This is a genomic window from Pseudomonas sp. SWRI18 (assembly GCF_014268345.1).
Lineage (GTDB): Bacteria > Pseudomonadota > Gammaproteobacteria > Pseudomonadales > Pseudomonadaceae > Aquipseudomonas > Aquipseudomonas cedrina.
This window is the reverse complement of record NZ_JACCQQ010000018.1, coordinates 111,623-134,535: the sequence shown is the minus strand read 5'-3', so window position 1 is coordinate 134,535 and position 22,913 is coordinate 111,623. Positions and strand designations below refer to the sequence as shown.

Here is a 22,913-nt window from a genome sequence, read left to right as displayed (position 1 = left end):
CCGCCCCACCCACCTAAACTCTGCCCCAAGCCACTTCAACGGACAGAGGATTCACCATCATGGGCAAACGTCATCCCAATCTCCCCGCCTGGCAATGGCGTACCCACCCGCAGAGCCAACAACACCCGACCAACCAGGCTTTGCGCCTGATTGCCGTGCCGCTGTTCATCATCGGGTTTCTGTTGATCGTATCCGGGGTATTCAGCCTGAGCCCCGCCAGTGTTGCCGTAGGCATTGTCGGCATCCTGGCTGGCGTGGCGTTGCAGCGGCAGGGTCATAGCGTCGAAACACAGGCCGCTTTGTGTTGAACAGCAACGCCACCGGCATTAACGTCAGGCGAAGACCACCACGGTCTGGCGGCTAAGGGCGATCAGTTCGCCGGTCGGGCTCCAGAGGGCGGCGGCGGCGTGGCCGTAGCCGTCGCGGGCGTGTTCGATGGTGACGTGGTACTGGCACCAGTCGAGTGTCGTTAAGTTTTGCAAGGGCTGGATGAATTCGATGGTCCAGGTCAGGGTGCTCCCGGGGGCCGGTTTTTTCAGGTGCGGCAGCAATGCCGGCGGCCAGGCATCGACCAGGGCGAGGATGTGCGCCTCGGTCAGCGGCTCTTCCTTGACATCGCCGCGCAAACGCACCCAACCGCCCATGTCACGGGATTTATTCCCGGTAAACGGCAAGCCGCCAACGCTCCAGCGCATTGCCAGGTGGCGCATGAATTCGGGGGTGATGCCCTTGATGTAGGGCAGTTCCTGGCACTCGTCCCAATGCTTGAACACTGGCGGTGCTTCACTCTCAACGGCGATTTCCGACGCTCGCGACGCGCCGAAGCTGGCTTGTACCAGGGTCGCCACTTCACCGTTCTGCACCACCCGACCGAGCAACTGGCTGACGGCCTTACCTTCGCGCAACACTTCGACTTGATAACTCGCGGAAACGTCCGCTGCTACCGGGCCGACAAAGGTGATTGCCAGCGAGCGCAACGGGCGATCGGCCGGCACCTGTGCGCGCAGGGCTTCGTATTGCAAGGCGGCAACCAGGCCACCGAAGGTCGCGCGGCCCTGGCCCCATTCGGCGGGGATGGTGACGTCCAGCGGGTTGCTACGGGCGGCGTCGAGCAAATCACTAAAGCGCATGGCGGTCTCACATCAAAAAGAACAGATGGGGGATATTAACCATCGGGCCCGCCAGGTACAGCGTTTATCCGGCCAAAAGCCGGACCCGCTCAGAAACAGTCGCTACTGAGTTTATCCAGAACCCGATCCGCCTCACGCTCCGCCTTGACCATGGTGCGATGCCACACCGCAACGCAAGGTTGCAGATCCGCCTGCTGTTCAGCCTGGGCCAACCATTGCCAGCAGTCATGCCAATCGCCCAGCGCACCTTGAGCTTTTTTCAGGCGCGACATGGCGTTGGCGGGCAACTTGCTCAATTCAGGGTAGGCCTCGGCGGCGTAGCGCACGCGCTTGATCAACAGCCGCAGGCGATGGCGATCATGGTCGGGGTCTTTCAAGGCTTCTTCGAGTTTCTGCCACTGCTTGGCCAAACGCTTTTCAATGCGTGAGCGCAGGCCCTTGAGCAGCTTCTGGTGTTCGCAGGCGCGGACAAACCGTGGGAAAGCATCGAGGATCAGCAGCAGATGCGCGAGTTCCGCGCTTTGCGCCACCTGGCGATAGGCATCGGGTTGCAGGCGTAGGCGCCGGTCAGCGGCCTCGTGATGGCCATGCTGGCGCAAATACGCCGCCAGCACCTCACGGTCGCGTAGCGGCGTTGTCATTTGGCCCACACCGCTGGCGGCCGATTCAAGCTGTTCAACCCCCGGCAACCCGCGCAAGGGGCGCAACAGGCTGCGCAGTCGGCGCACCGTGGTGCGCAGGTCATGCAGGGCTTCATCGTCGGTGACGGCGGCGAGGCGAGCCTGGCAGCTCAGTAACCCTACTTCCAGGCCAATGACCTGAGCGACTAACTGATCGACCAACGCTGACATCCTGCCCCCACTCTCTGATGAAAAATCCTGCTCACCACTATAGATCAACGCCCGGCGCGCGACTCACGAATATAGAACCGTGCTTTCTCGGCCTTGTTGGAGCAGCCTTCAAACGCTTCAAATTGTTGCTGAGTCTTGGCACCGGTCAACAACGACAGTGCTTTAGAGTAGCTCACGGTGCCGGCAAATCCTTCGGCCTTGGCCAGGTCCAGTTCCTTCCAGGCGGCGTCCAATTGGCTGCCGCAGCTGTCGCGGTACGCGGTTTTACCGGCACAACCGGCCAGCGCCAACATGATCACAGGCACACACATCCAGGCTTTCATTGATGACACCTCAAAATAAAGAAGAAACAGTCGTACGTTGTAGACGTTGCCTACAGGGAAAAGTGCCTTGTCCGAACCCGAAATCGACAGTACCTATTGGCCCAGGCATCGCAAAGCATACCCGAGCACCACGGTTATCCCGGAATAATATTTCGGGCCCCCGCGAAGATTGAAGCCGCCCCCTCAATGGGTGCATTGTGGGCACCTGTTTTAGGAGTGAATCGACCATGAAAAAGCGTGTTGCCTTGGTGCTGGGTTCCGGCGGGGCCCGGGGCTACGCCCATATCGGGGTGATCGAAGAAATAGAACGGCGCGGCTATGACATCGCCTGTGTCGCCGGCTGTTCGATGGGCGCCGTGGTGGGCGGGATTTACGCCGCCGGCAAGTTGGATGAATACCGCAACTGGATCGAAAGCCTCGACTACCTCGATGTACTGCGCCTGGTGGATGTGAGTTTCCGCCTGGGGGCGATTCGCGGCGAGAAGGTCTTCGGCCAGATCCGCAAGATCGTCGGCGAGATCAATATCGAAGCGCTGCGCATCCCCTACACCGCCGTCGCCACCGACCTGACCAACCAGCAAGAAATCTGGTTCCAGGAAGGCTGCCTGCACCAGGCCATGCGCGCATCGGCGGCGATCCCCAGCCTGTTCACCCCTGTGATGCAAGGCAACCGCATGCTGGTGGACGGCGGCCTGCTCAACCCGCTGCCCATCGTGCCGGTGGTGTCGAGCCACTGCGATTTGATCATCGCGGTCAACCTCAACGCCACCAACCAGAAACACTACCAGTTACCGGTGATCCAGCGCCCGCCGGCGTTCAAGAGTCGCTTCAACAACCTGGCCAAATCCCTGGGATCGCACCTGCCGTTTCGCCGCAAGCAGGCCGAACAGCTGATGAAGCTGGAACAAGAGGCACTGGAGGCCCAGGCCGCGGAGATCAACCCGTGGCTGGCGTCCGCCGAGCCGGAATCCCAACAACCCGCCGCCGCACCGGAAAAACCCGGCGCACCGAAGTCGGCGACCGGGTCGTTCATCATCGACAACGTCGGCCCGGCGTCACTGCTGGACCTGATCAACCAGAGCTTCGAGGTGATGCAGACCTCGCTGGCGCAGTACAAGATCGCCGGCTACCCGCCGGATGTACTGATCAACGTGCCGAAGCGGGTGTGCCGGTTTTTCGAGTTCTACAAGGCGCCGGAGTTGATCGCGCTGGGGCGGGAGATTGCCAGTGATACGTTGGATCGGTACGAAAGTGAGCAGGGCTGAGATCGGTGGCGTGGCTGATGGCCCTTTCGCGAGCAAGCCCGCTCCCACATTTGACCGCATTTCAAAGGAGGAACTCGGTCAAATGTGGGAGCGGGCTTGCTCGCGAAGAGGCCCGACCAGACGCCGCAAATCTAGGCACTCAACAACCGATACCCCACCCCCGCCTCGGTCACGATAAACCGCGGCTGCGTCGGATCGTCCGCCAGTTTCTGCCGCAGATGCCCTACCACAATGCGCAGATAGTGGCTGTCCTCGGTATGGGTCGGCCCCCAGATGTCCTTGAGCAATTGTTGCTGGGTAATCACCCGCCCCGGGTGCCGGGCGAGCTGCGCGAGCACGGCGTACTCCTTGCGCGTCAGCGCCACTTCGGCACCGTCCAGCAGCACCCGGCGATAGGCCAGGTCCACCGTCAACGGGCCAAAACGCAAGGCTGCTTCCTGGGCCTCCCCAATTGGCGCCTGACGCAACAACGCGCGCACCCGGGCCAGGAATTCCTGGATGCCGAAGGGTTTGGTCACATAGTCATTGGCGCCGCCGTCGAGGGCCTCGACCTTTTGCCCTTCGCTGGCCCGTACCGACAGCACCAGCACCGGCACCGTCGACCACTCGCGAAATTCGCGCAGCACCTGCTGGCCATCCATGTCCGGCAAGCCAAGGTCGAGCACCAGCAAGTCCGGCTTGCTCAGCGCGGCCTGGGCCAGGCCTTCGGTGCCGGTGCCGGCTTCGATCACCTTGTAGCCCTGGGAAGCCAGGCTGATGCGCAGGAATTTGCGGATCTGCGGTTCGTCATCAATGACCAAAATCGTCGCGGTCTGGCTCATGGTGTCCCGTCAAAATCCGTGAAGAACGCAGGGTAGCTCATGCCTCGCGCTCCAGGCCAGGCTGGGTCGGCAACGGGAGGAACAAGGTGATGCAGGTGCCGCGTCCGTCAATGCCGTCGGCCACGCGGATATGCCCACCGTGGGCACCGACCATGCCCTGGCAGATCGCCAGGCCCAGGCCGGTGCCCTGCCCGCCCCGGTCGCCCCGCGCGGCGGTGTAGAACATATCGAAGATCTTCGCGCGCTCGTCCTCGGGAATGCCCGGCCCCTCGTCGGCCACCGCGAAAAACAATTGGTTATCCGAGACGCCGGCGCTCAGCTGCAGACGCCCTTGCGACGGCGAAAACCGCGCGGCGTTTTCCAGCACATTGACCAGTGCCTGCTCGATCAACGCGGCATGCACATACAACAACGGCAACTCAGGCGGCACGTCGGTGCTCACCCGCAGCGGCGCCAGCACCGCGCGCAGACGGCCCAGGGCGCTGCCGACGATATCGCCCGGCGACACCCAATCCCGCGCCAGCTTCAACGCGCCATGGCCGAGGCGGGTCATGTCGAGCAAGTTCTGGATATAACGGTCCAGACGCTCGGCCTCATCGCGGGTGCCTTCAAGCAGTTCGCGGCGGTCTTCCAGCGGGATGGCTTCGCCAAGGGCCAACAGGCTGTCGATGCTGCCGCGCATGGAGGTCAGCGGCGTGCGCAGATCATGGGACACCGAGGCCAGCAAGGCACTGCGCAGTTGCTCGGTTTCGCCGTGCAGCCGCGCCGACTCCAGCTCCTGGGCCAGTTGCGCGCGCGCCAGCGCCTGGGCCAGCGGTTGGCTCAAGGCGGTCAGCAAGCGACGGCGCTGGCCGCTCAATTCCAGGCCGGGTTTGGGACTGACACCCAGCAAACCCAGCGGCCCCTCTTCGCCCGACAAGGGCCACCACCACCAACGCCCGAGCGGCAGGGTGCCGGTGCCCTTGCCCGCCGGCTGGTCATGTTGCCAGGCCCAATCGGCGGCGGCTCGCTCGGCGTCGGTGAGGGTCAGCGGGCCGCCAGTCTCGATCGTCCAGCCACCCTGGCCATCGCGATTGACCAGGCACAGGTCCAGGTCGCTCCAGCCTTCCAGGTGATGGGCCGCGGCGCTGACGACCGCCTGCCGGTCGGTGGCGGCGGTGAGTTTGCGTGACAGGTCGAGCAGTTCGCTGGTTTCTTCCTGGGTGTCGCGCAACGCCTGCAACTGGCGACGCTGGCGCGCGGCAAGGTTGCCGGTCAACGCCGCCATCAGCAGGAAGAACAGCAGGGTCAGTACATCTTCTTCGCGCTGGATGGCGAAGGAAAAATTCGGCGGGATAAACAGGAAGTCATAGGTCATGAACGACAACGCCGCACACACCAGCGACGGCCCCAGGCTGCTGCGCACCGCCACCAGCAAGACGGCCGCCAGAAACACCAGCGAAATATTCGGCAGCGGCAAGACGCTGGACACCGCCCAGGCCACCGCCGCCGCGATCACCGTCGCCAGCACCGCCAGCCCGTAGTCGAACCACACCAGCCCGCGCACCTGGGGCATGCGTGGCGCTGCGGGAGTGTCATCGCTGTCGAGGACGTTGATTTCCAGGCCGCGCGCACTGCGCAGCAACCGCGCGGCCAGGCCGCCACCGAACAGCTGACGCCGCCAACCCATGCTCGATTGCCCCACCAGCAGCAGGCTGGCGCGACGCTCGTGCGCATGCTGGATCAGCGTCTTGGCCACCTCCCCCGCGCGCAGCAACACCACCTCGCCGCCCAGGCGTTCGGCCAATTGCTGGGCAGTTTGCAGGCGCGAGCGCGACTGTTCATCCCGCGCGCGGCCGTTATCGATATGCACCAGGCTCCACGGCAAATGTCGGCGCTGGGCGACGCGGCTGGCATGGCGCACCAGGCGCTCGGCCTGCGCATCGCCGTCCACCCCGACCAGCAAGCGTCCGCGCACCGCTGGCGCGGCCTGGCCGAGTTGGCGGTAGCCCTGGGCCAAGTCGTCATCGACGTGGGCGGCGGCGGTTTGCATCGCCAGCTCGCGCAAGGCCATGAGGTTGGTCTGGGTAAAAAACGCATCGATGGCCGCGCGGGCCTGTTCCGGCACATAGACCTTGCCGTCGCGCAGGCGCTCGAGCAACTCGCGGGACGGCAGGTCGATCAGCAGCAGTTCGTCGGCTTCCTGCAGCACCCAGTCCGGCAGGGTTTCGCGCACCTGTACGCCGGTGATGCCGCGCACCTGGTCATTGAGACTTTCCAGGTGCTGGACGTTGACCGTGGTGAACACGTTGATGCCGGCGGCGAGCAATTCCTGGATGTCTTGCCAGCGCTTTTCATGGCGGCTGCCGGGGGCGTTGCTGTGCGCCAGTTCGTCGACCAGCACCAGTTGGGGCTTGGCGGCGAGCAGGCCGTCGAGGTCCATTTCTTCGAGCAATACGCCACGGTATTCACTGCGCAGCAAGGGTTGCTGCGGCAGGCCGCTGAGCAAGGCTTCGGTCTCGGCGCGGCCGTGGGTTTCGACCACGCCGGCAACCAATTTGACGCCTTGACGCAGTTGCGCATGGGCGGCCTGGAGCATGGCGTAGGTCTTGCCCACGCCCGGCGCGGCGCCGAGGAAGACTTTGAGCCGGCCACGGCCGTTGCGGGGCAGATCGGCTAACAGGGCATCGGCGCGGCCGGAGTCGCTCATGCTGTGGGGTTCCTTTGAGTGTTCAGGTATTCAAACGCACCGAAGATTCAATGTGGGAGCGGGCTTGCTCGCGAAAGCGGAGTGTCAGCCAATATAGCTGTAACTGATACTCCGCATTCGCGAGCAAGCCCGCTCCCACAGGGGGTCAGAGTTTTTCCAGGGCCATGTTCAGCGCCAGTACGTTTACTACCGGCGGCCCCACCAGCGGGCTTTCGATATGCTCATCAAGCAACCGCTGCAAGCTCGACACCGGCACATTCCGCGCCGCAGCCACCCGCGCCAGTTGATAGGCTATCGCCTGCGGTGGCAAGTGTGGATCAAGACCGCTGCCGGAGGTAGTCAGCGATGCCAGAGGCACCGGGCCCTGGCTGGGCACTAACTGTTTTTGCGCGTCATCGAACACGCGCGTGGCCAGCGCCGGGTTACTGGGGCCCAGGTTGCTGGCGCTGCTGGAAACCGTGGCAAAAGCACCGGCCGACGGGCGCGGGTGGAACCAGCCATCACCGGTAAAGTCCTGGGCGATCAGGCTGGAGCCGCGCACTTTGCCGCTGGCATCGCGTACCAGGCTGCCGTTGGCCTGATCCGGAAAGGCGACTTGGGCGACGCCGGTCACCACCAGTGGGTAGGCGACGCCGGTGATCAGGGTCATGAGCACCAGCAGGCTCACAGCCGGGCGGATGATGTTGGACATTTTCGATTCCTCAATTCAATGATCGGATCGCAGGGACGCGGAGCGTCCGGGGCGGCGTTCCCACGCGGAGCGAGGGAACGATCGGGTTACACCAGATGCAGCGCGGTCAGCAGCATGTCGATCGCCTTGATGCCCACGAACGGCACCACAAGCCCGCCCAGCCCGTAGATCAGCAGGTTGCGCCGCAGCAATGCCGCCGCGCTCGCCGCCTGCACGCGCACACCGCGCAGCGCCAGCGGGATCAGCACCACGATGATCAGCGCGTTGAACACGATGGCCGAGAGGATCGCGCTCTGTGGGCTCTGCAAATGCATCACGTTGAGCACGCCGAGTTGCGGGTAGATCGAGGCGAACAGCGCCGGCAGGATGGCGAAGTACTTGGCCACGTCGTTGGCGATGGAAAAAGTGGTCAGCGCACCGCGCGTCACCAGCAATTCCTTGCCGATCTGCACCACGTCGAGCAGCTTGGTCGGGTCGCTGTCGAGGTCGACCATGTTGGCGGCCTCGCGGGCGGCCTGGGTGCCATCGTTCATCGCCATGCCGACGTCAGCCTGGGCCAGCGCCGGGGCGTCGTTGGCACCGTCGCCGCACATCGCCACCAGGCGACCGTCATTCTGTTCATGACGAATGCGCGCGAGCTTCTTCTCAGGCGTGGCTTCAGCCAGCACGTCATCCACACCGGCCTCGGCAGCAATCGCGGCAGCGGTCAGCGGGTTGTCACCGGTGACCATCACGGTACGAATACCGAGTTTGCGCAGCTCGGCGAACCGCTCGCGGATGCCGGGCTTGACCACGTCTTTGAGATGGATCGCACCGAGCAACTTGCCGTCGGCGCACACCAGCAACGGCGTGCCGCCGCTCTGCGCGATCTTGTCGATTTCCCGCGACAGTGCTGGTTGCAGGTCGCTACGTTGTTGACCGATGAACGCCAGCAACGAATCCACCGCGCCTTTACGAAACACGCGGCCCTGGTAGTCGACACCGGACAAACGAGTCTCGGCGCTGAACGGCACGACCGTCAGCTCATCCGCAGCGGGCTCGGCCTGTGGGTGCAAGGCGCGCAGGTACTCGACGATGGATTTACCTTCCGCCGTGTCATCCCCCAGGGAGGCAAACAGCGCGCCTTCGGCCACTTCCTTGCCACTTACGCCCGGCGCCGCGACCACCGCCGTGCAGCGACGGTTACCAAAGGTGATGGTGCCGGTCTTGTCCAGCAGCAACACATGTACGTCACCCGCCGCCTCGACGGCACGGCCGGACTTGGCGATCACATTGAGGCGCACCAGGCGGTCCATGCCGGCGATGCCGATGGCTGACAACAAGCCGCCGATGGTGGTAGGAATCAGCGTCACCAGCAGTGCGACCAAAAACACCAGGGGCAGGCTGCCATTGGCGAAGTGGGCGAACGGTTGCAGGGTCACCACCACCACCAGGAAGATCAGGGTCAGGCCGATCAGCAGGATATCCAGCGCGACTTCGTTGGGGGTTTTCTGGCGCTTGGCGCCTTCCACCAGGGCGATCATGCGGTCCAGTGTGGACTCACCGGGGTTGGCGGTGATGCGGATCAGCAGCCAGTCCGACACCAGGCGAGTGTTGCCGGTGACGGCCGAGCGATCGCCGCCGGATTCGCGGATGACCGGCGCGGACTCACCGGTGATGGCCGCTTCGTTGACCGCCGCGATCCCTTCGATGACTTCGCCATCGCCGGGGATCATTTCCCCGGCGGCGACGCGCACCACATCGCCTTTGCGCAGGCTGGTGGCCGGCACGACCTTGAAGCTGCCGTCGCCTTCCTTGCGACGTGCGCTCAGGCCTTCACTGCCAGCCTTGAGGCTATCGGCGCGCGCCTTGCCACGCCCTTCGGCCAAGGCTTCGGCGAAGTTGGCGAACAGCACGGTGAACCACAGCCACACGGCGATCTGCACAGCGACAGAGGTCGGCACGGCGGTATCAGGCACAAAGCACAGCACGGTGGTGAGAATGGCGGTCAGCTCGACCACCAGCATCACCGGCGAGCGCTGCAGTTGGCGCGGGTCCAGCTTAACGAATGCCTGGACCAGCGCCGGGCGCCACAGGGCGGAGATGGCGGTCTTGGCAGGCTCCCGGGTTTGCACCGGAGCGGCATTTTTTGCAGGCATATTCATTGTCATATCCCCTTAAAAGCCCAAGCTCAAATGTTCAGCAATGGGGCCCAGCGCCAGCGTCGGCAGGAAAGTCAGGCCGCCCACCAGCAAAATGGTCACGGTCAACAGGGTCACGAACAGCGGACCATGGGTCGGGAAGCTGTTCTGGCCGATGGGTGCGCTCTTCTTCATCGCCAGGCTGCCGGCCAGGGCCAGTACCGGAAGGATGTAGCCGAAGCGGCCGATCAACATGCCCAGGCCCAGCATCAGGTTATGGAACGGCGTGTTGGCGCTGAAACCACCGAACGCCGAGCCGTTGTTGGCGCTGGCCGAGGTGTAGGCGTAGAGCAACTGGCTGAAACCGTGAGGGCCGGGGTTACTGATGGCACCCGCTGGGCCAGGCAGGCTGGCGGCGATGGCACCGAGCACGAGCACTCCAACCGGCATCACCAGCAGGGTCACCACCAGCAGTTGCACTTCCTTGGCCTGCAGCTTCTTGCCCAGGTATTCCGGGGTACGCCCGATCATCAGGCCGGCGAGGAACACCGCGATCAATACGTTTAGCAACATGCCGTACATGCCGGCGCCGACGCCGCCGAAGATCACTTCGCCGACCATCATGTTGACCAGCGCTACCATGCCGCTGAGGGGGCTGAGGCTGTCCTGCATGCCGTTGACCGAACCGTTGGACGCCGCCGTCGTCGTCACCGACCACAGCACGGTGCCGGTGGTGCCGAAGCGCGCTTCCTTGCCTTCCAGCGGCGCGGTTTGCTCCACGGCCGGGTTGTTCAAGGTCGGGTTGGGCTGGTATTCGGACCACAGCGAGGTTGCGCCGCCGATCAGGAACAGCGCCAGCATGCAGCCAAGAATGGCGCGGCTCTGGCGCAGGTCCTTGACGTAATGGCCGAAGGTAAACACCAGCGCCACCGGGATCAGGATGATCGACGCCACTTCAAACAGGTTGGCCCAGGCCGTCGGGTCTTCAAACGGATGCGCCGAATTGACGCCGAAGAAACCACCGCCGTTGGTGCCCAATTGCTTGATCGCAATCTGGCTGGCCGCCGGGCCCAGGGGAATCACCTGATCCACGCCTTGCATTGTCACGGCATCGACGTAATGGGCGAAGGTCTGCGGTACGCCCTGCCACACCAGGAACAGCGCGAGCACCAGGCACAACGGCAGCAAGCCGTAGAGGGTGGCGCGGGTCATATCGACCCAGAAGTTGCCCAATGTCTGGGCGGATTTGCGACCGATCCCACGGCATAAGGCGACCAGCACTGCAAGACCGGTGGCCGCACTGACGAAGTTCTGCACGGTCAAGCCGGCCATCTGGCTGAGGTAGCTCAGGGACGCCTCACCGCTGTAGGACTGCCAGTTGGTGTTGGTCATGAAACTGACCGCCGTGTTGAAGGCCAACGTCCATTCCTGGCCCGGCAATTTCTGCGGGTTCAGTGGCAGATAGTCCTGGAACAACAGGATCGCAAACAACAGCAAAAAGCCCGCGAGGTTGAACGCGAGCAAGGCCAGCATGTACTTCTGCCAGCTTTGTTCCTGATGCTCGTTCACGCCGGACAGGCGATAACAGGCTTTTTCCACAGGGCCCAGCACCGGGGTGAGCCAGGTGCGCTGCCCTTCCATCACCTTGTAGTAGAACCGCCCGAGGAACGGCGCCGGTACCAGCACCACCGCGAAGAAGGCGATGATCAGCCAATAGTCATAACTGTGCATGGCCAGCTCCTAGTTCCGATCCGCGCGTAACAGCGCAACCAGCAGATAAATGAACAGCGCCACGGCCAATAGCAGTGACACCCCGTCCAGAACGCTCATGGAAGTCTCTCCGTTGCGCGGCGAGTGCCGCGTGTGGGGCAATTGTCCGCAGGAGTGGCGTAAAGGAACGAGAGCGAGGGAGTGGGCGGGGCGTAAAGACGGCGTAAAGAGTGGGTTTATGCGGGGTTTACAGGGGGATTGGCGGTGGCTGGGCGGGCCTCTTCGCGAGCAAGTCGAATCGTCGCACCGCCGCTTCCACACTTGACCGCATTCCTACAGGATAAACGCGGTCGAATGTGGGAGATTCTATGTTGCAGGGGAACCCTGCAACCTTAAATTCGGCTGGTATTCGCTCTGGTTTTTCATGAGAGCGAATGCCACTCGACAGAGCTTGCGAGCTAGGATCACCAAGGCCTGGGTTCTTGCTAAACCTCTTGCCAAGTACGATTCATAAAAAGGTTTCCAGGTGGGAGACCGACAAGCGGCCATCGCCGCGTTATGGGCCAGACGCCGTATCTCCGTATCACCTTTTTTGCTCAAGCGACGAGGGCCGGTCTTTTTCCCGGAGTCTTTTGCTCTCAAGTCCATCCCTAAAAAGGCAATGAACGCATCACTACTAACAAAGTGGCCGCGCATAAACGCGGTCGCCAAGCCTAAAGCCGTAAGATCCCCGACCCCTTCAATGGCTTTGCAACGCTTGATGTTTTCGGTGAGACCAGCTTCTTTGCTGACTTTTTGCAGCAACCTCTGAATGGACTGCTCAGCCTGTTTGAAAGACTTCAACTGCAAAGCCAGCTCATCTTTCAAAAGTGGTTCGCTCGACCAACTCAGCGTGATACTCACGCGCAATCTGATAAGTTCCGCGCGCCTGTGCAGCAGGCTTTTCAACACTTTATAGGCCTGCGGAGGTGGGCTCCAGACACGCAACCGATCCTGCTCACTCGCCAAATAACGCGCCAGTAAACGCGCATCACAAGGATCGGTTTTCGCCCGTTGACCAATGCTTTCGCGGTAGTGGCTCAGCCTATAAGCATCCACAACGTAAACCCGATGCCCCATTTCATGGGCAAGTTCCGCCGTGTCCAAGTGGTAAGTGCTGGTGGCTTCCAGGGCAATGGAGCTTTGCGCAGGCAACGTTTTGAGCCAGCGGCAGAGCGTTTGTCGGTCGTTGACAACGGCCTGAATAGTTTCAAGATCTTCGCGGTAAACAACGATTTCGGCTTTGGCCACATCGACACCAACTACCGTTGGCGAGGTAAGGATTGTCATAACGAATCCTCGGAGCTAGGGTTTAAGTGCTTGTTGGGGTCTACCGGAGCGCTGGCTTGCCTCTATCGTCGGTTTTACCGATGCATTCCTTATCGGCGCTTTGGGTAGAAGGGGCGGGACGAGAGGTCTCCCACGGTCCGTACTGGCTAGAGTCGGAATCGGGCTTTTAGTCCCGCCCACCCCTTCAAGTCTAAACATACAAGCGGGCTTGCTCGCGAAAGCGCCAGCTCAGTCACCACCGCCCTCATCTGGTGCAGCAAGGTGGTATTTCAAACGCCAAACCATCCCCCACACGACGCTTGCTCCGCTTTACGACACCGATTCCCAGCCTGGCATGCCCGCTGCAACACCTTGAATCATTCCAAACCGTTCAGGGAGCAACACAATGAACACACAACTCAAACCCACCTTGGGCACCCTGCACTTATGGGGCATCGCCGTCGGCCTGGTCATTTCCGGGGAATACTTCGGCTGGAGCTATGGCTGGGGCGTCGCCGGAACCTTGGGCTTCCTGGTGACTTCTTTGATGGTCGCCGCGATGTACACCTGCTTCATCTTCAGCTTCACCGAACTGACTACCGCGATTCCCCACGCGGGCGGCCCGTTTGCCTACAGCCGTCGCGCCTTTGGTGAGAAAGGCGGCTTGATCGCCGGCCTCGCGACCTTGATCGAATTCGTCTTTGCGCCCCCCGCCATCGCCCTGGCCATCGGCGCTTACCTGAATGTGCAGTTTCCGGCGCTCGACCCCAAACACGCGGCCGTCGGCGCGTACATCGTGTTCATGGGCCTGAACATCCTCGGCGTCAAACTCGCCGCAACCTTCGAGCTGGTGGTGTGCGTGCTCGCCGTCGCGGAGTTGCTGGTGTTCATGGGCGTCGTCGCGCCCGCCTTCAGCTTCAGCAACTTCGCCCTGAACGGCTGGGCAGGCTCCGACACCTTCGGCGCCCCGGCGATTGCCGGCATGTTTGCCGCGATTCCCTTCGCCATCTGGTTTTTTCTCGCCATCGAAGGCGCGGCCATGGCGGCCGAAGAAGCGAAAGATCCGAAGCGCACCATTCCAAAAGCCTACATCAGCGGCATCCTCACCCTGGTGGTCCTGGCCATGGGCGTGATGTTCTTTGCCGGCGGCGTCGGCGACTGGCGCACCCTGTCGAACATCAACGACCCGTTGCCGCAAGCCATGAAAACCGTGGTCGGCGACAGCTCCGGCTGGTTGCACATGCTGGTATGGATCGGCCTGTTCGGCCTGGTGGCAAGTTTCCACGGCATCATCCTCGGCTACTCGCGCCAATTCTTCGCCCTGGCCCGCGCCGGCTACCTGCCGTCTTTCCTCGCCAAACTGTCGCGGTTCCAGACACCGCACCGGGCCATCCTCGCCGGCGGCGTCGTGGGTATCGCCGCCATCTACAGCGACGGCCTGATCAACCTGGGCGGTATGACCCTGACAGCCGCCATGATCACCATGGCGGTATTCGGCGCCATCGTCATGTACATCATGAGCATGCTCAGCCTGTTCAAACTGCGCAAAACCGAACCACTGCTGGAACGCACCTTCCGCGCCCCCGGCTACCCCATCGTGCCCGGCATTGCCTTGGTGCTGGCGCTGGTGTGCCTGGTGGCCATGGCCTGGTTCAACACACTGATCGGGCTGATCTTCCTGGGCTTCATGGCCGTGGGCTTCGCCTACTTCCAGATGACCGCGCAAGACCGCGCCGATGCACCGGCGGATGCGATGTTGACCGGGCTCTGATCCCATGGAGGCAGAACGGGCCTACACTGAACTAGTAAGAAAGCCCGTTACTCAAAGCAGTCATTGCCGTGGGAAAATTCTCCCACGGCAATCTGCCTCAAGGAGAGCCTTATGCCGTGGTATGCATGGTTGATTTTAGTGGTCGCGATCGGGTCGATCGTCGGTGGCCTGATGATGCTGCGTGACAGCGCCAACAAAGTGGAACTCACCGACGAACAACGCAAGCGCGTGGCCGAACGCAACGCCCAGGCAGATGCCAAGGACGCGCAGGATCGCTGAACCTTGGGTTACTCCCAATCCGCCTTGGCGATCTGCAACCCGTGCTGCCCCTTATAGGCAGCACGCTCCGGCTGGCTCCAGCCATTAAGCAATTCCTCTTCCAGCTTGTACACCTCGACCCCCAGCGGACGGCACACCGTCAACGGATCCTGCGCCTCCGGCCCCCACATCGGCAGCGACAAATCCCCACCGGGGCAGGTCGACAACGCACACAACACATCAATCTCGGCAAAAAACTCCAGGTAATCGCCCTTCTGCGCCGGGCAGGCTTTCATGAAATACATGTCGTCATGATTCAGGCCCGTGCACTGGAAAATATTCAGCACGTCATGCACATCGAACTCCGTCAGACCGTGGGGCAAAACCGCCCGGGTCAGGTTCGAATGACAATGGTGATGAAAGTCCTCACCGGTCAGCATCCGGTTCACATACGGATCACACCGCGTGCCGAGCAAATCATGCAGACGCCCGCCATGCTCATCAATGCCATAACCGGCCAGGCTGTCATCGGTAATCGTCAACAGAGGCCGCAAAAACGGCAGGTTCGACCACAACCGGTCATGGGTGCTCACATGCGCGCCCTGCAACTGACGCGTGCGCGCCGCCCACAACCGCTCGCGCGGGTCATTGGCGTTCCACACATTGAAGTCCCCTACCTGCGGCCCCACCGGCGTCGTCACCCGAAACACATGCCCGGCCGGCACCGTCCACGCCCTGCCCGTACGGATCGGCACCTCTAACTGCTCAACCAAGGTGCGCTGCGCCTTCAGGTCACGCACACGCTCATAAAACGCCGTGTCGACCTGCAATGCAGAGCCTTTACTGACCTGATACGCCGCCGGATAGTCTTTGAACATGATGCAAATCCTCGATCAAGAGTGAGTAAACAAAGCCAACGACAGGCGCTCCGAATCATCCAGGTACAAGCTCATCGCCTCCCCTGCCGCCGGCTTGTCATGGTTGAGCAAGAGCTGGTAAATCTCACGATCACGCTCCAGCCAAGGCGACTGGAAACGCTGCTCATCGGGCGCCGCACAAAACACCAGACGTAGCTGCGCGATCACCTGGGCAAAAAACTCATCGAACAACGGGCTGCGCATCAACCCGACAATCTGCTGATGAAACATCAGACTGTGGGTAGCGACCGCCCGCCAATCCTCACGCTCACGAGCCAGTGTCGTGGCGTCGATTGCATTCTGCATACGCTCGGATTGATCATCTGTCAGAGCGCCACTCTGAGCGATAGCCTGCAACTCCAGGGTGCGGCGGACCACAAACAAATCACACACCTCCTCCCGCTCCAGCCGCCGAACCATTACGCCTTTGTTGCGCACATAGCGCGTCAGCCCTTCCTGGCCGAGACGGTGCAACGCTTCGCGAATGGTATTGCGCGATGCGTTGTAGGCGGTTACCAGTTCGGCTTCGATCAATGGCATGCCTGGTAAAAGACGCCCGCCGATGATGTCGGCACGCAGTTCCAGGGCGATCTGGTCGGCTAGGGATAGGGGGAGGGTCATGGTTACCTGGGGATTGTTGAACAATCTGTCTGGTAGAGGTAATCACTTTTCGTGCCAAAGCGTTTGAGTTTGAACCGCGGGATCCTGACTAAGAGAAAGGCCGGTCAATGACCGGCCTCCTCGGCTTACTTAATTGAGCACCAGCCTCTCGCGGTTCTTTTCCAGCAACGCCTTGCCGATCCCCTTCACTTCCAACAATTCGTCCACCGCCGTGAACGGACCATTGCTCTCGCGGTAGGCCACGATCGCCTTGGCTTTCGCAGCGCCGATGCCAAAGAGGTCACGCCGCAGGGTTTCGGCGTCGGCGGCGTTGAGGTTGACCTTGGCGGGCTGCTCGGCTTTGGACATCTGCGCGGTGATCGGGGTTAGGGCTTCGGGTTTGATCGACGGGGCTGCGGTGGCGGTGACGGAGAGAGTGGTGAGGAAGGCGAAGATTAGGGAGGTGAGGTAGGTGTTTTGCATTTTGACGCTCCATGACATAGGTAAGGAAAAAGCAGCTTTTCCGAAGCTGCTTTTCAAACTTAGGCCATGTTGCCAGACAGTCAAAAAAGACTCGGTTACAAGGTATGTAGTATCGCGAAGTAGACGCCCACACGCTGAATTTCCTGGCGGCGTGCACGCATCGGACGCTCAGCAATGCGAACGCCACAGTAAAGAGCTTTCAGTGAAAAATGGTTTCGAGTCATGGTATGAGTTAAAATTTGTCAGGCTCCTGATGTGGAGTAAGCTACGGCTCCGGGGCTGCTGCTAGGCGGTTTGAAACTATTTTTATGTTTACACGTTTGGCTCAACCATTGTGCATTACAGCCGTAATAACTCGAAGCTCAAACCGAGACCGTTTTCATGATGGGACTGGAAAACACAGTCAATCTGCAAAATAAGCTATTAAGGCGCTGTGGTGCCCACAGCTGTTAACAGGCTGCAAAGGCAGCACTCGAGGTTTCAAAAAAAATTATGGAAGAACAAATGATTAAGAAAGCACTCATTACCGGCGTAACAGGACAAGATGGCGCCTATCTTGCAGAGTTCTTGCTGAATAAAGGTTACGAAGTTCACGGTGTAAAACGCCGTAGTTCATTATTCAACACGGCTCGTATTGACCACCTTTTTCATGACGTTCACGACAAAGGGCTACCCTTTTTCCTCCATCATGGAGATATGACGGATTCATCAAGCCTGACTCATATTATTCAAAAAGTTCAACCGGATGAAATCTACAACCTTGCGGCGCAGAGTCATGTGGCTGTTTCTTTTGAAGAGCCTGAATACACCGCAAACTCAGACGCACTCGGCTCTCTTCGTATCTTGGAAGCAATCCGGATTCTGGGGCTAGAGAAAAAAACCCGGTTTTACCAAGCGTCAACGTCAGAGCTTTATGGCTTGGTTCAAGAAACTCCTCAGAAAGAAACTACGCCTTTCTACCCACGTAGTCCTTATGCAGTCGCAAAATTGTATGCGTATTGGATTACCGTCAATTATCGCGAAGCCTATGGCATTTACGCTTGCAATGGCATCTTGTTTAATCATGAAAGCCCCATTCGCGGAGAAACCTTTGTAACGCGTAAAATTACCCGAGCGCTCTCCCGTATAAAACTTGGTCTTCAAGAATGCCTCTATCTCGGCAACATGGATTCTCTTCGAGATTGGGGCCATGCGAAAGACTACATCGAAATGCAATGGCTGATGCTTCAACAGGAACAACCTGAGGATTTCGTAATCGCGACGGGTGTTCAATACAGCGTACGGGATTTTGTAAATGCTGCGGCTAAAGAGCTGGGTATTACCATCACTTGGAAGGGTGAAGGCGAAGATGAAAAAGGCTATGACGATGCTGGCAAATGCATAGTTGCGGTAGATCCACGATATTTTCGTCCTACCGAGGTTGAAACCCTGCTGGGTGATGCTTCCAAAGCGAAGGCGAAACTTGGCTGGAGCCCAAAAATCACGTTTGCTGAACTCGTCAGTGAAATGGTACGTGAGGACCTGAAAAGTGCCGAACGGGATGAGCTGATTAAACAGCACGGGTATCCTACCTTCAGCTATAACGAATAATTAATATTTGGCAATCTATCAGATGAAGAAGACAAGAATATTGTTGACGGGTGGCAGCGGCATGGTGGGACGCAACCTCCTCGAGCATCCCCGTATTGACGACTTTGAAGTGTTCGCCCCGCCGAGCAACGAGCTGAACCTACTTGATTTCAAAGCAGTCCAAGAATATCTCGAGCGATCTGAGCCCGACCTTATAATCCATGCAGCAGGTAAAGTTGGCGGCATTCAAGCAAACATCAGGGAGCCTGTAAGCTTTCTTCTGGACAATCTTGATATGGGTCGCAATATTGTATGGGCAGCTCGCGTTGCAGGCGTGAAAACCCTAATCAATCTAGGTAGTTCCTGTATGTATCCGCGCAATCATTCTGAGCCCCTCAGCGAAGAAATGATCTTGAAGGGCGAACTGGAACCAACTAATGAAGGATATGCATTAGCAAAAATAACGACAGCACGCCTATGTGATTACATCACACGTGAGAATGCGAGCTTTCAATACAAGACCTTAATCCCTTGCAATATTTTCGGCCGATTTGATAAGTTTGAACCTGCACACTCACATTTACTGCCTGCTATCATCCATAAGATTCACATAGCAAAAACAAATAATGATCCGACCGTAGAGATATGGGGTGACGGCAACGCTAGGCGGGAATTTATGTACGGTGGGGATTTAGCCGACGCTATCATGCAAGCTATCAATAAGTTTGATTCGCTCCCCCTAAATATAAACATAGGCCTCGGGCACGATCACTCAATCAACGAGTACTATAACACCGCAGCCGCAGTGATGGAGTACAAAGGCCAGTTCGTGCATGACATTACTAAACCTGTCGGAATGGCACGCAAACTAGTAAATATTGAGCGTCAGTCATTTTGGGGCTGGAAGCCGCACCATACCCTGCAAGAGGGCATTGAAAAGACTTACAGCTATTATTTGGAGCATCAACAATGAGCATTAAGTTTCCACTAGCTGCCTCTTCTTGGGAAAAAGAAGAGCTTGATGCAATGCAACGCGTCATTGCAACCGGCATGTTTACAATGGGAGAAAATGTAAAATCATTCGAACAAGACTTCGCGCAATTCGTAGGCAGCAAATACTGTGTAATGGTTAACTCCGGCTCCTCCGCAAACCTGCTGATTGTCGCTGCTCTTTTTTACACTAAAAACGCTGATTTAAAACTGCAACGCGGTGATGAAATCATTGTGCCAGCCGTTTCATGGAGCACCACTTACTACCCGCTATATCAATACGGCCTGAAAATAAAGTTCGTTGACATTGATCTTCACACTTTAAATTACGACCTTGAACAGCTGAACCTGGCGGTAACTGATAAGACCCGAGCAATTATGGCTGTAAACCTTCTCGGCAACCCTAATGATTTCGGAGTTATTCAGGAAATCATCGGTGACCGCAAAATCGTTCTGATTGAAGATAACTGTGAGTCAATGGGAGCAACTTACAAAGGTAAACAAGCTGGAACCTTCGGAGTCATGGGTAGTTTCAGCTCATTTTTCAGCCATCATATTTCAACAATGGAAGGCGGTTTGATAGTAACCGACAGCGAAGAGCTATATCAAATTCTGCTCTCTCTACGCGCCCATGGCTGGACACGAAACCTACCCAAGAAAAACCTCGTATGTAGCGAAAAAAGTGACGACCCATTCGAAGAGTCATTTCGTTTCGTTTTGCCTGGCTACAATGTCCGCCCCCTAGAACTTGAGGGTGCGCTAGGCGTAGAGCAGGTCAAGCGTCTTCCAACACTAATTCAGGAACGCCGTAAGAACGGTGCTCTCCTACAAGCGGCTATGGCAGATCACCCAGAAATCATTATTCAACAAGAGATCGGCGAGTCCAGTTGGTTTGGCTTCAGCTTAGTGATACGCCCGGAAAGTAAGTTGACGCGCAAGGCTCTTATTGAAAAACTGAATGACCTCGGATTTGAATGCCGCCCTATCGTTACCGGAAACTTCGCAAAAAACGAGGTTGTGAAGTATTTTGATTCCGAAGTTCATGGTGAACTCAAGAACGCAGAACATATCGACAAGTTTGGTCTTTTTATTGGCAATCACCATTATTCGATCTCAGAAGCTTTTTCACTTCTGAACAGCATCAGAGCTTAACCTATTTTCCATTCACGACAGCATGGTAGAACGGTGCAGGAATTTACGGCGATAACGATAATTGCCGTAGATTTCTCGCACCGGTAGCCGATACACTTAAATCAAACGTTGATCAGCACGAGTAGTAAAATGCTTAAGTAATTTTGGATGTATGAGCCTAACGATGTCCGGTCCTTTATACTTTTTGGTTTGAGCGATGCCACAGCTAAACTAGATATATGGGCAGCTCAGCTTCACGGCTCAAGGCGGCGCTGCTGATATATCCAATCTACTATTTCACCATCAGGAGTATAGCCACTAACTGTTTCGCGTAGTAGCTGTCGCACACGGGTATAGTCATCTTTATCCACTGCCACAACCAACTCTTCAAGCTTAACTTTAAGCAACTCCCAAGATAGATAGTCTTCATTGGCTCTCATAATCATTGGATGCTGCGTCGCGACGACGTTGTCACCAATTAGCAACTCTTCGTAGAGTTTTTCACCAGGTCGCAAACCGGAAAACTCAATTGAAATATCTCCGTGCGGCTTTTTCTCGGAACGAACACTCAAACCAGAAAGATGAATCATCTTCTCGGCCAGCTCGATTATTTTTACGGGGTCTCCCATATCTAAAACAAAAACATCCCCACCTTGTCCCAATGAACCTGCCTGGATGACCAACTGAGCCGCTTCGGGAATCGTCATGAAGTAACGCGTAATTTTAGGGTGAGTGACGGTGAGTGGTCCTCCCGATTTTATTTGCTTATAAAATAATGGAATAACCGAACCAGACGAACCAAGAACGTTTCCAAAGCGAACCATCGTGAAGCGCGTTTTATTGACGCGCGAGATGTTGGACTTTTCCCCAAACAATACGGGAGCCAACTCCTGGCTGAGAGCTTGCAGCGTCAACTCGGCTAAGCGTTTTGTGCTTCCCATCACGTTAGTGGGGCGAACCGCTTTGTCAGTGGAGATGAGTACAAAATTAGCCACCCCCACGCGTAACGCGGCCTGAGCAGTGTTAAGCGTTCCAATCACATTATTTAATACGCCTTCTGCAATGTTATGTTCGACCATTGGCACATGTTTGTATGCCGCAGCATGATAGACCGTGTCAACGCGCCAAGTTCTCATAACGTCTACTAACTTTTTTTCATTTCGTACAGAGCCCAATATTGGAAGCAGATTGACAGGCAAAGACTCTTTGGTAACTCGCAACTCTAGCTCAGAAAGAATACTATATAGATTGAATTCACTGTGCTCGAACAGCAATAACGTTGTTGGGTTTAAACTTAGTATCTGCCGGCAAAGTTCAGAGCCGATCGAGCCGCCTGCACCCGTAACCAAGACACAATGTCCTGTAATGCAGCGCTCCAATAATTCTGCTTGAGCAGGAACAGCATCCCGTCCAAGCAAATCCGCGATATCGACTTCTTGGATGTCGTCTACTTTCACACGCCCACTGGCGAGGTCCATAAAACCAGGCACACTCCGAACATGTAAAGGAAAGCCCTCGAGAAAGCTCAAAATTTCCCTTCGGCGACCTCGATTTGAGGAGGGAATTGCGAGTAGAATTTCCTGGGCACCTGTCGCGTCGATCATGCGTTGGATATGTTTGGGCTTATATACCTGCAGCCCGGCAATCACTCGGTCGGAAATACTGGTATCGTCGTCGATGAAAGCAACCGGACGCATGACACGCCCCATACGTAATGCGGCAACCAACTGATTACCAGCAGCGCCCGCACCATAGATAGCAACTCTGGGCAAGCCATCTTCGCGACTAGCAAAGGGCATATGCTGCGCCGCAGTAAACCAATCACCAAGGAAATACTGGCGCATTGCAAGCCGTAGCCCACCTACCAGAACCAAACTAAGCCACCAATAGTTAAAAATTATAGATCGAGGAACCACGTTTTGATGATTACTATACCAATAGACTACAACGCCGAGAATCAAAGATGACAAACTGACTGCCTTGATGATTGCAATGAGCGCGTCATTTCCAAAATAGCGCATAACGGCGCGGTACATTCCAAAGCGTATAAAGAGCGGTATAGCCACAGCGGGCGCAGTCAAAAATAACCAAAAGTGTGTAGTAAAGGGGTTAACCAACTCATCCAGGCCCAATCGCACCAAAAAAGCCATCCACAGCGCGATCCAAACCAGCAAAATATCAGCAGCAACTTGGAGGATGCGCTTTTGCCTACGCGGTAGGCTCAGCAAAAATGCCCTAATTTTATCCATGATTTTCAGCACCTTACGAAGCTTTGTCGTTGACGCA

Annotated in this window: 20 protein-coding genes and 1 pseudogene; 7 read left to right on the top strand and 14 right to left on the bottom strand. The window is 57.9% G+C overall.

From position 1 onward, the window contains the following. Positions 1–59: 59 nt before the first annotated feature. A pseudogene (locus tag H0Z09_RS19550) lies at positions 60–296 on the top strand (terminase); the annotation flags it as partial. A gap of 36 nt (positions 297–332) precedes the next feature. Here the strand turns inward: H0Z09_RS19550 and H0Z09_RS19545 are convergent. The 3 genes from H0Z09_RS19545 to H0Z09_RS19535 form a co-directional block, all read right to left on the bottom strand. After that, positions 333–1,130, bottom strand: a complete 798-nt coding sequence (locus H0Z09_RS19545; RefSeq protein ID WP_186692683.1) for a thioesterase family protein — start codon at positions 1,128–1,130, stop codon at positions 333–335. 89 nt (positions 1,131–1,219) lie between these two features. Further along, positions 1,220–1,981 carry a CHAD domain-containing protein gene (locus H0Z09_RS19540; RefSeq protein ID WP_186692681.1) on the bottom strand — a complete coding sequence of 254 codons (762 nt, stop codon included), beginning with the start codon at positions 1,979–1,981 and terminating at the stop codon, positions 1,220–1,222. Between the two features lie 44 nt (positions 1,982–2,025). Then, positions 2,026–2,304 (bottom strand): hypothetical protein, encoded by a 279-nt coding sequence (locus tag H0Z09_RS19535; protein ID WP_003172685.1) that lies wholly within the window; start codon positions 2,302–2,304, stop codon positions 2,026–2,028. A gap of 227 nt (positions 2,305–2,531) precedes the next feature. On the opposite strand from H0Z09_RS19535, the gene H0Z09_RS19530 reads away from it, so the two are divergent. Continuing rightward, on the top strand, positions 2,532–3,569 hold the full coding sequence (locus H0Z09_RS19530) for a patatin-like phospholipase family protein (RefSeq protein ID WP_186692678.1): 1,038 nt from the start codon (positions 2,532–2,534) through the stop codon (positions 3,567–3,569). Positions 3,570–3,700: 131 nt separating this feature from the next. Here the strand turns inward: H0Z09_RS19530 and H0Z09_RS19525 are convergent, their stop codons facing one another. From H0Z09_RS19525 to H0Z09_RS19495, 7 genes are all read right to left on the bottom strand, one after another. Beyond that, the gene (locus H0Z09_RS19525; protein WP_076950387.1) at positions 3,701–4,390 is read right to left on the bottom strand and encodes a response regulator; all 690 of its coding nucleotides are present in this window, start codon (positions 4,388–4,390) and stop codon (positions 3,701–3,703) included. Between the two features lie 37 nt (positions 4,391–4,427). Beyond that, on the bottom strand, positions 4,428–7,079 hold the full coding sequence (locus tag H0Z09_RS19520) for a sensor histidine kinase KdpD (RefSeq protein WP_186692676.1): 2,652 nt from the start codon (positions 7,077–7,079) through the stop codon (positions 4,428–4,430). Positions 7,080–7,224: 145 nt separating this feature from the next. Next, positions 7,225–7,770: a potassium-transporting ATPase subunit KdpC gene (gene kdpC / locus H0Z09_RS19515; RefSeq protein ID WP_186692674.1), complete on the bottom strand. Its 546-nt coding sequence runs from the start codon at positions 7,768–7,770 to the stop codon at positions 7,225–7,227. 86 nt (positions 7,771–7,856) lie between these two features. Then, a complete protein-coding gene (kdpB, locus tag H0Z09_RS19510; protein WP_186692671.1) occupies positions 7,857–9,914 on the bottom strand; it encodes a potassium-transporting ATPase subunit KdpB in 2,058 nt (685 codons plus the stop codon). A 12-nt stretch (positions 9,915–9,926) separates the two neighbouring features. Next, the gene (gene kdpA, locus H0Z09_RS19505) at positions 9,927–11,621 is read right to left on the bottom strand and encodes a potassium-transporting ATPase subunit KdpA (RefSeq protein WP_076950383.1); all 1,695 of its coding nucleotides are present in this window, start codon (positions 11,619–11,621) and stop codon (positions 9,927–9,929) included. Positions 11,622–11,630: 9 nt separating this feature from the next. After that, on the bottom strand, positions 11,631–11,720 hold the full coding sequence (kdpF, locus tag H0Z09_RS19500) for a K(+)-transporting ATPase subunit F (RefSeq protein ID WP_003218754.1): 90 nt from the start codon (positions 11,718–11,720) through the stop codon (positions 11,631–11,633). 246 nt (positions 11,721–11,966) lie between these two features. Further along, complete coding sequence (locus H0Z09_RS19495; protein ID WP_186692669.1) at positions 11,967–12,929, bottom strand: transposase; 963 nt, start codon at positions 12,927–12,929, stop codon at positions 11,967–11,969. A gap of 385 nt (positions 12,930–13,314) precedes the next feature. Between H0Z09_RS19495 and eat the strand changes: the two genes are divergently transcribed. Together eat and H0Z09_RS19485 are read left to right on the top strand one after the other, a co-directional pair. Further along, positions 13,315–14,679, top strand: coding sequence for an ethanolamine permease (gene eat, locus H0Z09_RS19490; protein ID WP_076950382.1), 1,365 nt, complete (start codon positions 13,315–13,317; stop codon positions 14,677–14,679). A gap of 111 nt (positions 14,680–14,790) precedes the next feature. Next, positions 14,791–14,958 carry a DUF2897 family protein gene (locus H0Z09_RS19485; RefSeq protein WP_012722955.1) on the top strand — a complete coding sequence of 56 codons (168 nt, stop codon included), beginning with the start codon at positions 14,791–14,793 and terminating at the stop codon, positions 14,956–14,958. An 8-nt stretch (positions 14,959–14,966) separates the two neighbouring features. Here H0Z09_RS19485 and H0Z09_RS19480 read toward each other — a convergent pair whose 3' ends face one another. The 3 genes from H0Z09_RS19480 to H0Z09_RS19470 form a co-directional block, all read right to left on the bottom strand. Further along, complete coding sequence (locus H0Z09_RS19480) at positions 14,967–15,815, bottom strand: DUF1989 domain-containing protein (RefSeq protein ID WP_186692658.1); 849 nt, start codon at positions 15,813–15,815, stop codon at positions 14,967–14,969. 15 nt (positions 15,816–15,830) lie between these two features. After that, positions 15,831–16,475, bottom strand: a complete 645-nt coding sequence (locus tag H0Z09_RS19475) for a GntR family transcriptional regulator (RefSeq protein ID WP_186692656.1) — start codon at positions 16,473–16,475, stop codon at positions 15,831–15,833. Between the two features lie 129 nt (positions 16,476–16,604). Beyond that, positions 16,605–16,937, bottom strand: coding sequence for a ComEA family DNA-binding protein (locus tag H0Z09_RS19470; protein WP_186692654.1), 333 nt, complete (start codon positions 16,935–16,937; stop codon positions 16,605–16,607). Positions 16,938–17,441: 504 nt separating this feature from the next. Between H0Z09_RS19470 and gmd the strand changes: the two genes are divergently transcribed. Genes gmd through H0Z09_RS19455 form a run of 3 tightly spaced genes read left to right on the top strand, consistent with a single transcriptional unit; the run spans position 17,442 to position 20,648 of the window. After that, positions 17,442–18,527: a GDP-mannose 4,6-dehydratase gene (gene gmd / locus H0Z09_RS19465; RefSeq protein ID WP_186692652.1), complete on the top strand. Its 1,086-nt coding sequence runs from the start codon at positions 17,442–17,444 to the stop codon at positions 18,525–18,527. Positions 18,528–18,534: 7 nt separating this feature from the next. After that, complete coding sequence (locus H0Z09_RS19460; RefSeq protein ID WP_202888839.1) at positions 18,535–19,479, top strand: GDP-L-fucose synthase; 945 nt, start codon at positions 18,535–18,537, stop codon at positions 19,477–19,479. After that, entirely contained in the window at positions 19,476–20,648 is a 1,173-nt protein-coding gene (locus tag H0Z09_RS19455; RefSeq protein WP_186692650.1) for a DegT/DnrJ/EryC1/StrS family aminotransferase, read from the top strand. The genes H0Z09_RS19460 and H0Z09_RS19455 overlap by 4 nt, the downstream gene beginning before the upstream one ends. A gap of 233 nt (positions 20,649–20,881) precedes the next feature. On the opposite strand, the gene H0Z09_RS19450 is transcribed toward H0Z09_RS19455, so the two are convergent. Next, positions 20,882–22,879 carry a polysaccharide biosynthesis protein gene (locus H0Z09_RS19450; RefSeq protein ID WP_186692694.1) on the bottom strand — a complete coding sequence of 666 codons (1,998 nt, stop codon included), beginning with the start codon at positions 22,877–22,879 and terminating at the stop codon, positions 20,882–20,884. Positions 22,880–22,913 lie beyond the last annotated feature (34 nt).

Excerpts from the sequence above, each read along its gene's own strand:
- H0Z09_RS19545 (WP_186692683.1), bottom strand. The coding sequence starts at position 1,130 with ATGCGCTTTAGTGATTTGCTCGACGCCGCCCGTAGCAACCCGCTGGAC.
- H0Z09_RS19540 (WP_186692681.1), bottom strand. The coding sequence starts at position 1,981 with ATGTCAGCGTTGGTCGATCAGTTAGTCGCTCAGGTCATTGGCCTGGAA.
- H0Z09_RS19535 (WP_003172685.1), bottom strand. The coding sequence starts at position 2,304 with ATGAAAGCCTGGATGTGTGTGCCTGTGATCATGTTGGCGCTGGCCGGT.
- H0Z09_RS19530 (WP_186692678.1), top strand. The coding sequence starts at position 2,532 with ATGAAAAAGCGTGTTGCCTTGGTGCTGGGTTCCGGCGGGGCCCGGGGC.
- H0Z09_RS19525 (WP_076950387.1), bottom strand. The coding sequence starts at position 4,390 with ATGAGCCAGACCGCGACGATTTTGGTCATTGATGACGAACCGCAGATC.
- H0Z09_RS19520 (WP_186692676.1), bottom strand. The coding sequence starts at position 7,079 with ATGAGCGACTCCGGCCGCGCCGATGCCCTGTTAGCCGATCTGCCCCGC.
- kdpC (WP_186692674.1), bottom strand. The coding sequence starts at position 7,770 with ATGTCCAACATCATCCGCCCGGCTGTGAGCCTGCTGGTGCTCATGACC.
- kdpB (WP_186692671.1), bottom strand. The coding sequence starts at position 9,914 with ATGAATATGCCTGCAAAAAATGCCGCTCCGGTGCAAACCCGGGAGCCT.
- kdpA (WP_076950383.1), bottom strand. The coding sequence starts at position 11,621 with ATGCACAGTTATGACTATTGGCTGATCATCGCCTTCTTCGCGGTGGTG.
- kdpF (WP_003218754.1), bottom strand. The coding sequence starts at position 11,720 with ATGAGCGTTCTGGACGGGGTGTCACTGCTATTGGCCGTGGCGCTGTTC.
- H0Z09_RS19495 (WP_186692669.1), bottom strand. The coding sequence starts at position 12,929 with ATGACAATCCTTACCTCGCCAACGGTAGTTGGTGTCGATGTGGCCAAA.
- eat (WP_076950382.1), top strand. The coding sequence starts at position 13,315 with ATGAACACACAACTCAAACCCACCTTGGGCACCCTGCACTTATGGGGC.
- H0Z09_RS19485 (WP_012722955.1), top strand. The coding sequence starts at position 14,791 with ATGCCGTGGTATGCATGGTTGATTTTAGTGGTCGCGATCGGGTCGATC.
- H0Z09_RS19480 (WP_186692658.1), bottom strand. The coding sequence starts at position 15,815 with ATGTTCAAAGACTATCCGGCGGCGTATCAGGTCAGTAAAGGCTCTGCA.
- H0Z09_RS19475 (WP_186692656.1), bottom strand. The coding sequence starts at position 16,475 with ATGACCCTCCCCCTATCCCTAGCCGACCAGATCGCCCTGGAACTGCGT.
- H0Z09_RS19470 (WP_186692654.1), bottom strand. The coding sequence starts at position 16,937 with ATGCAAAACACCTACCTCACCTCCCTAATCTTCGCCTTCCTCACCACT.
- gmd (WP_186692652.1), top strand. The coding sequence starts at position 17,442 with ATGATTAAGAAAGCACTCATTACCGGCGTAACAGGACAAGATGGCGCC.
- H0Z09_RS19455 (WP_186692650.1), top strand. The coding sequence starts at position 19,476 with ATGAGCATTAAGTTTCCACTAGCTGCCTCTTCTTGGGAAAAAGAAGAG.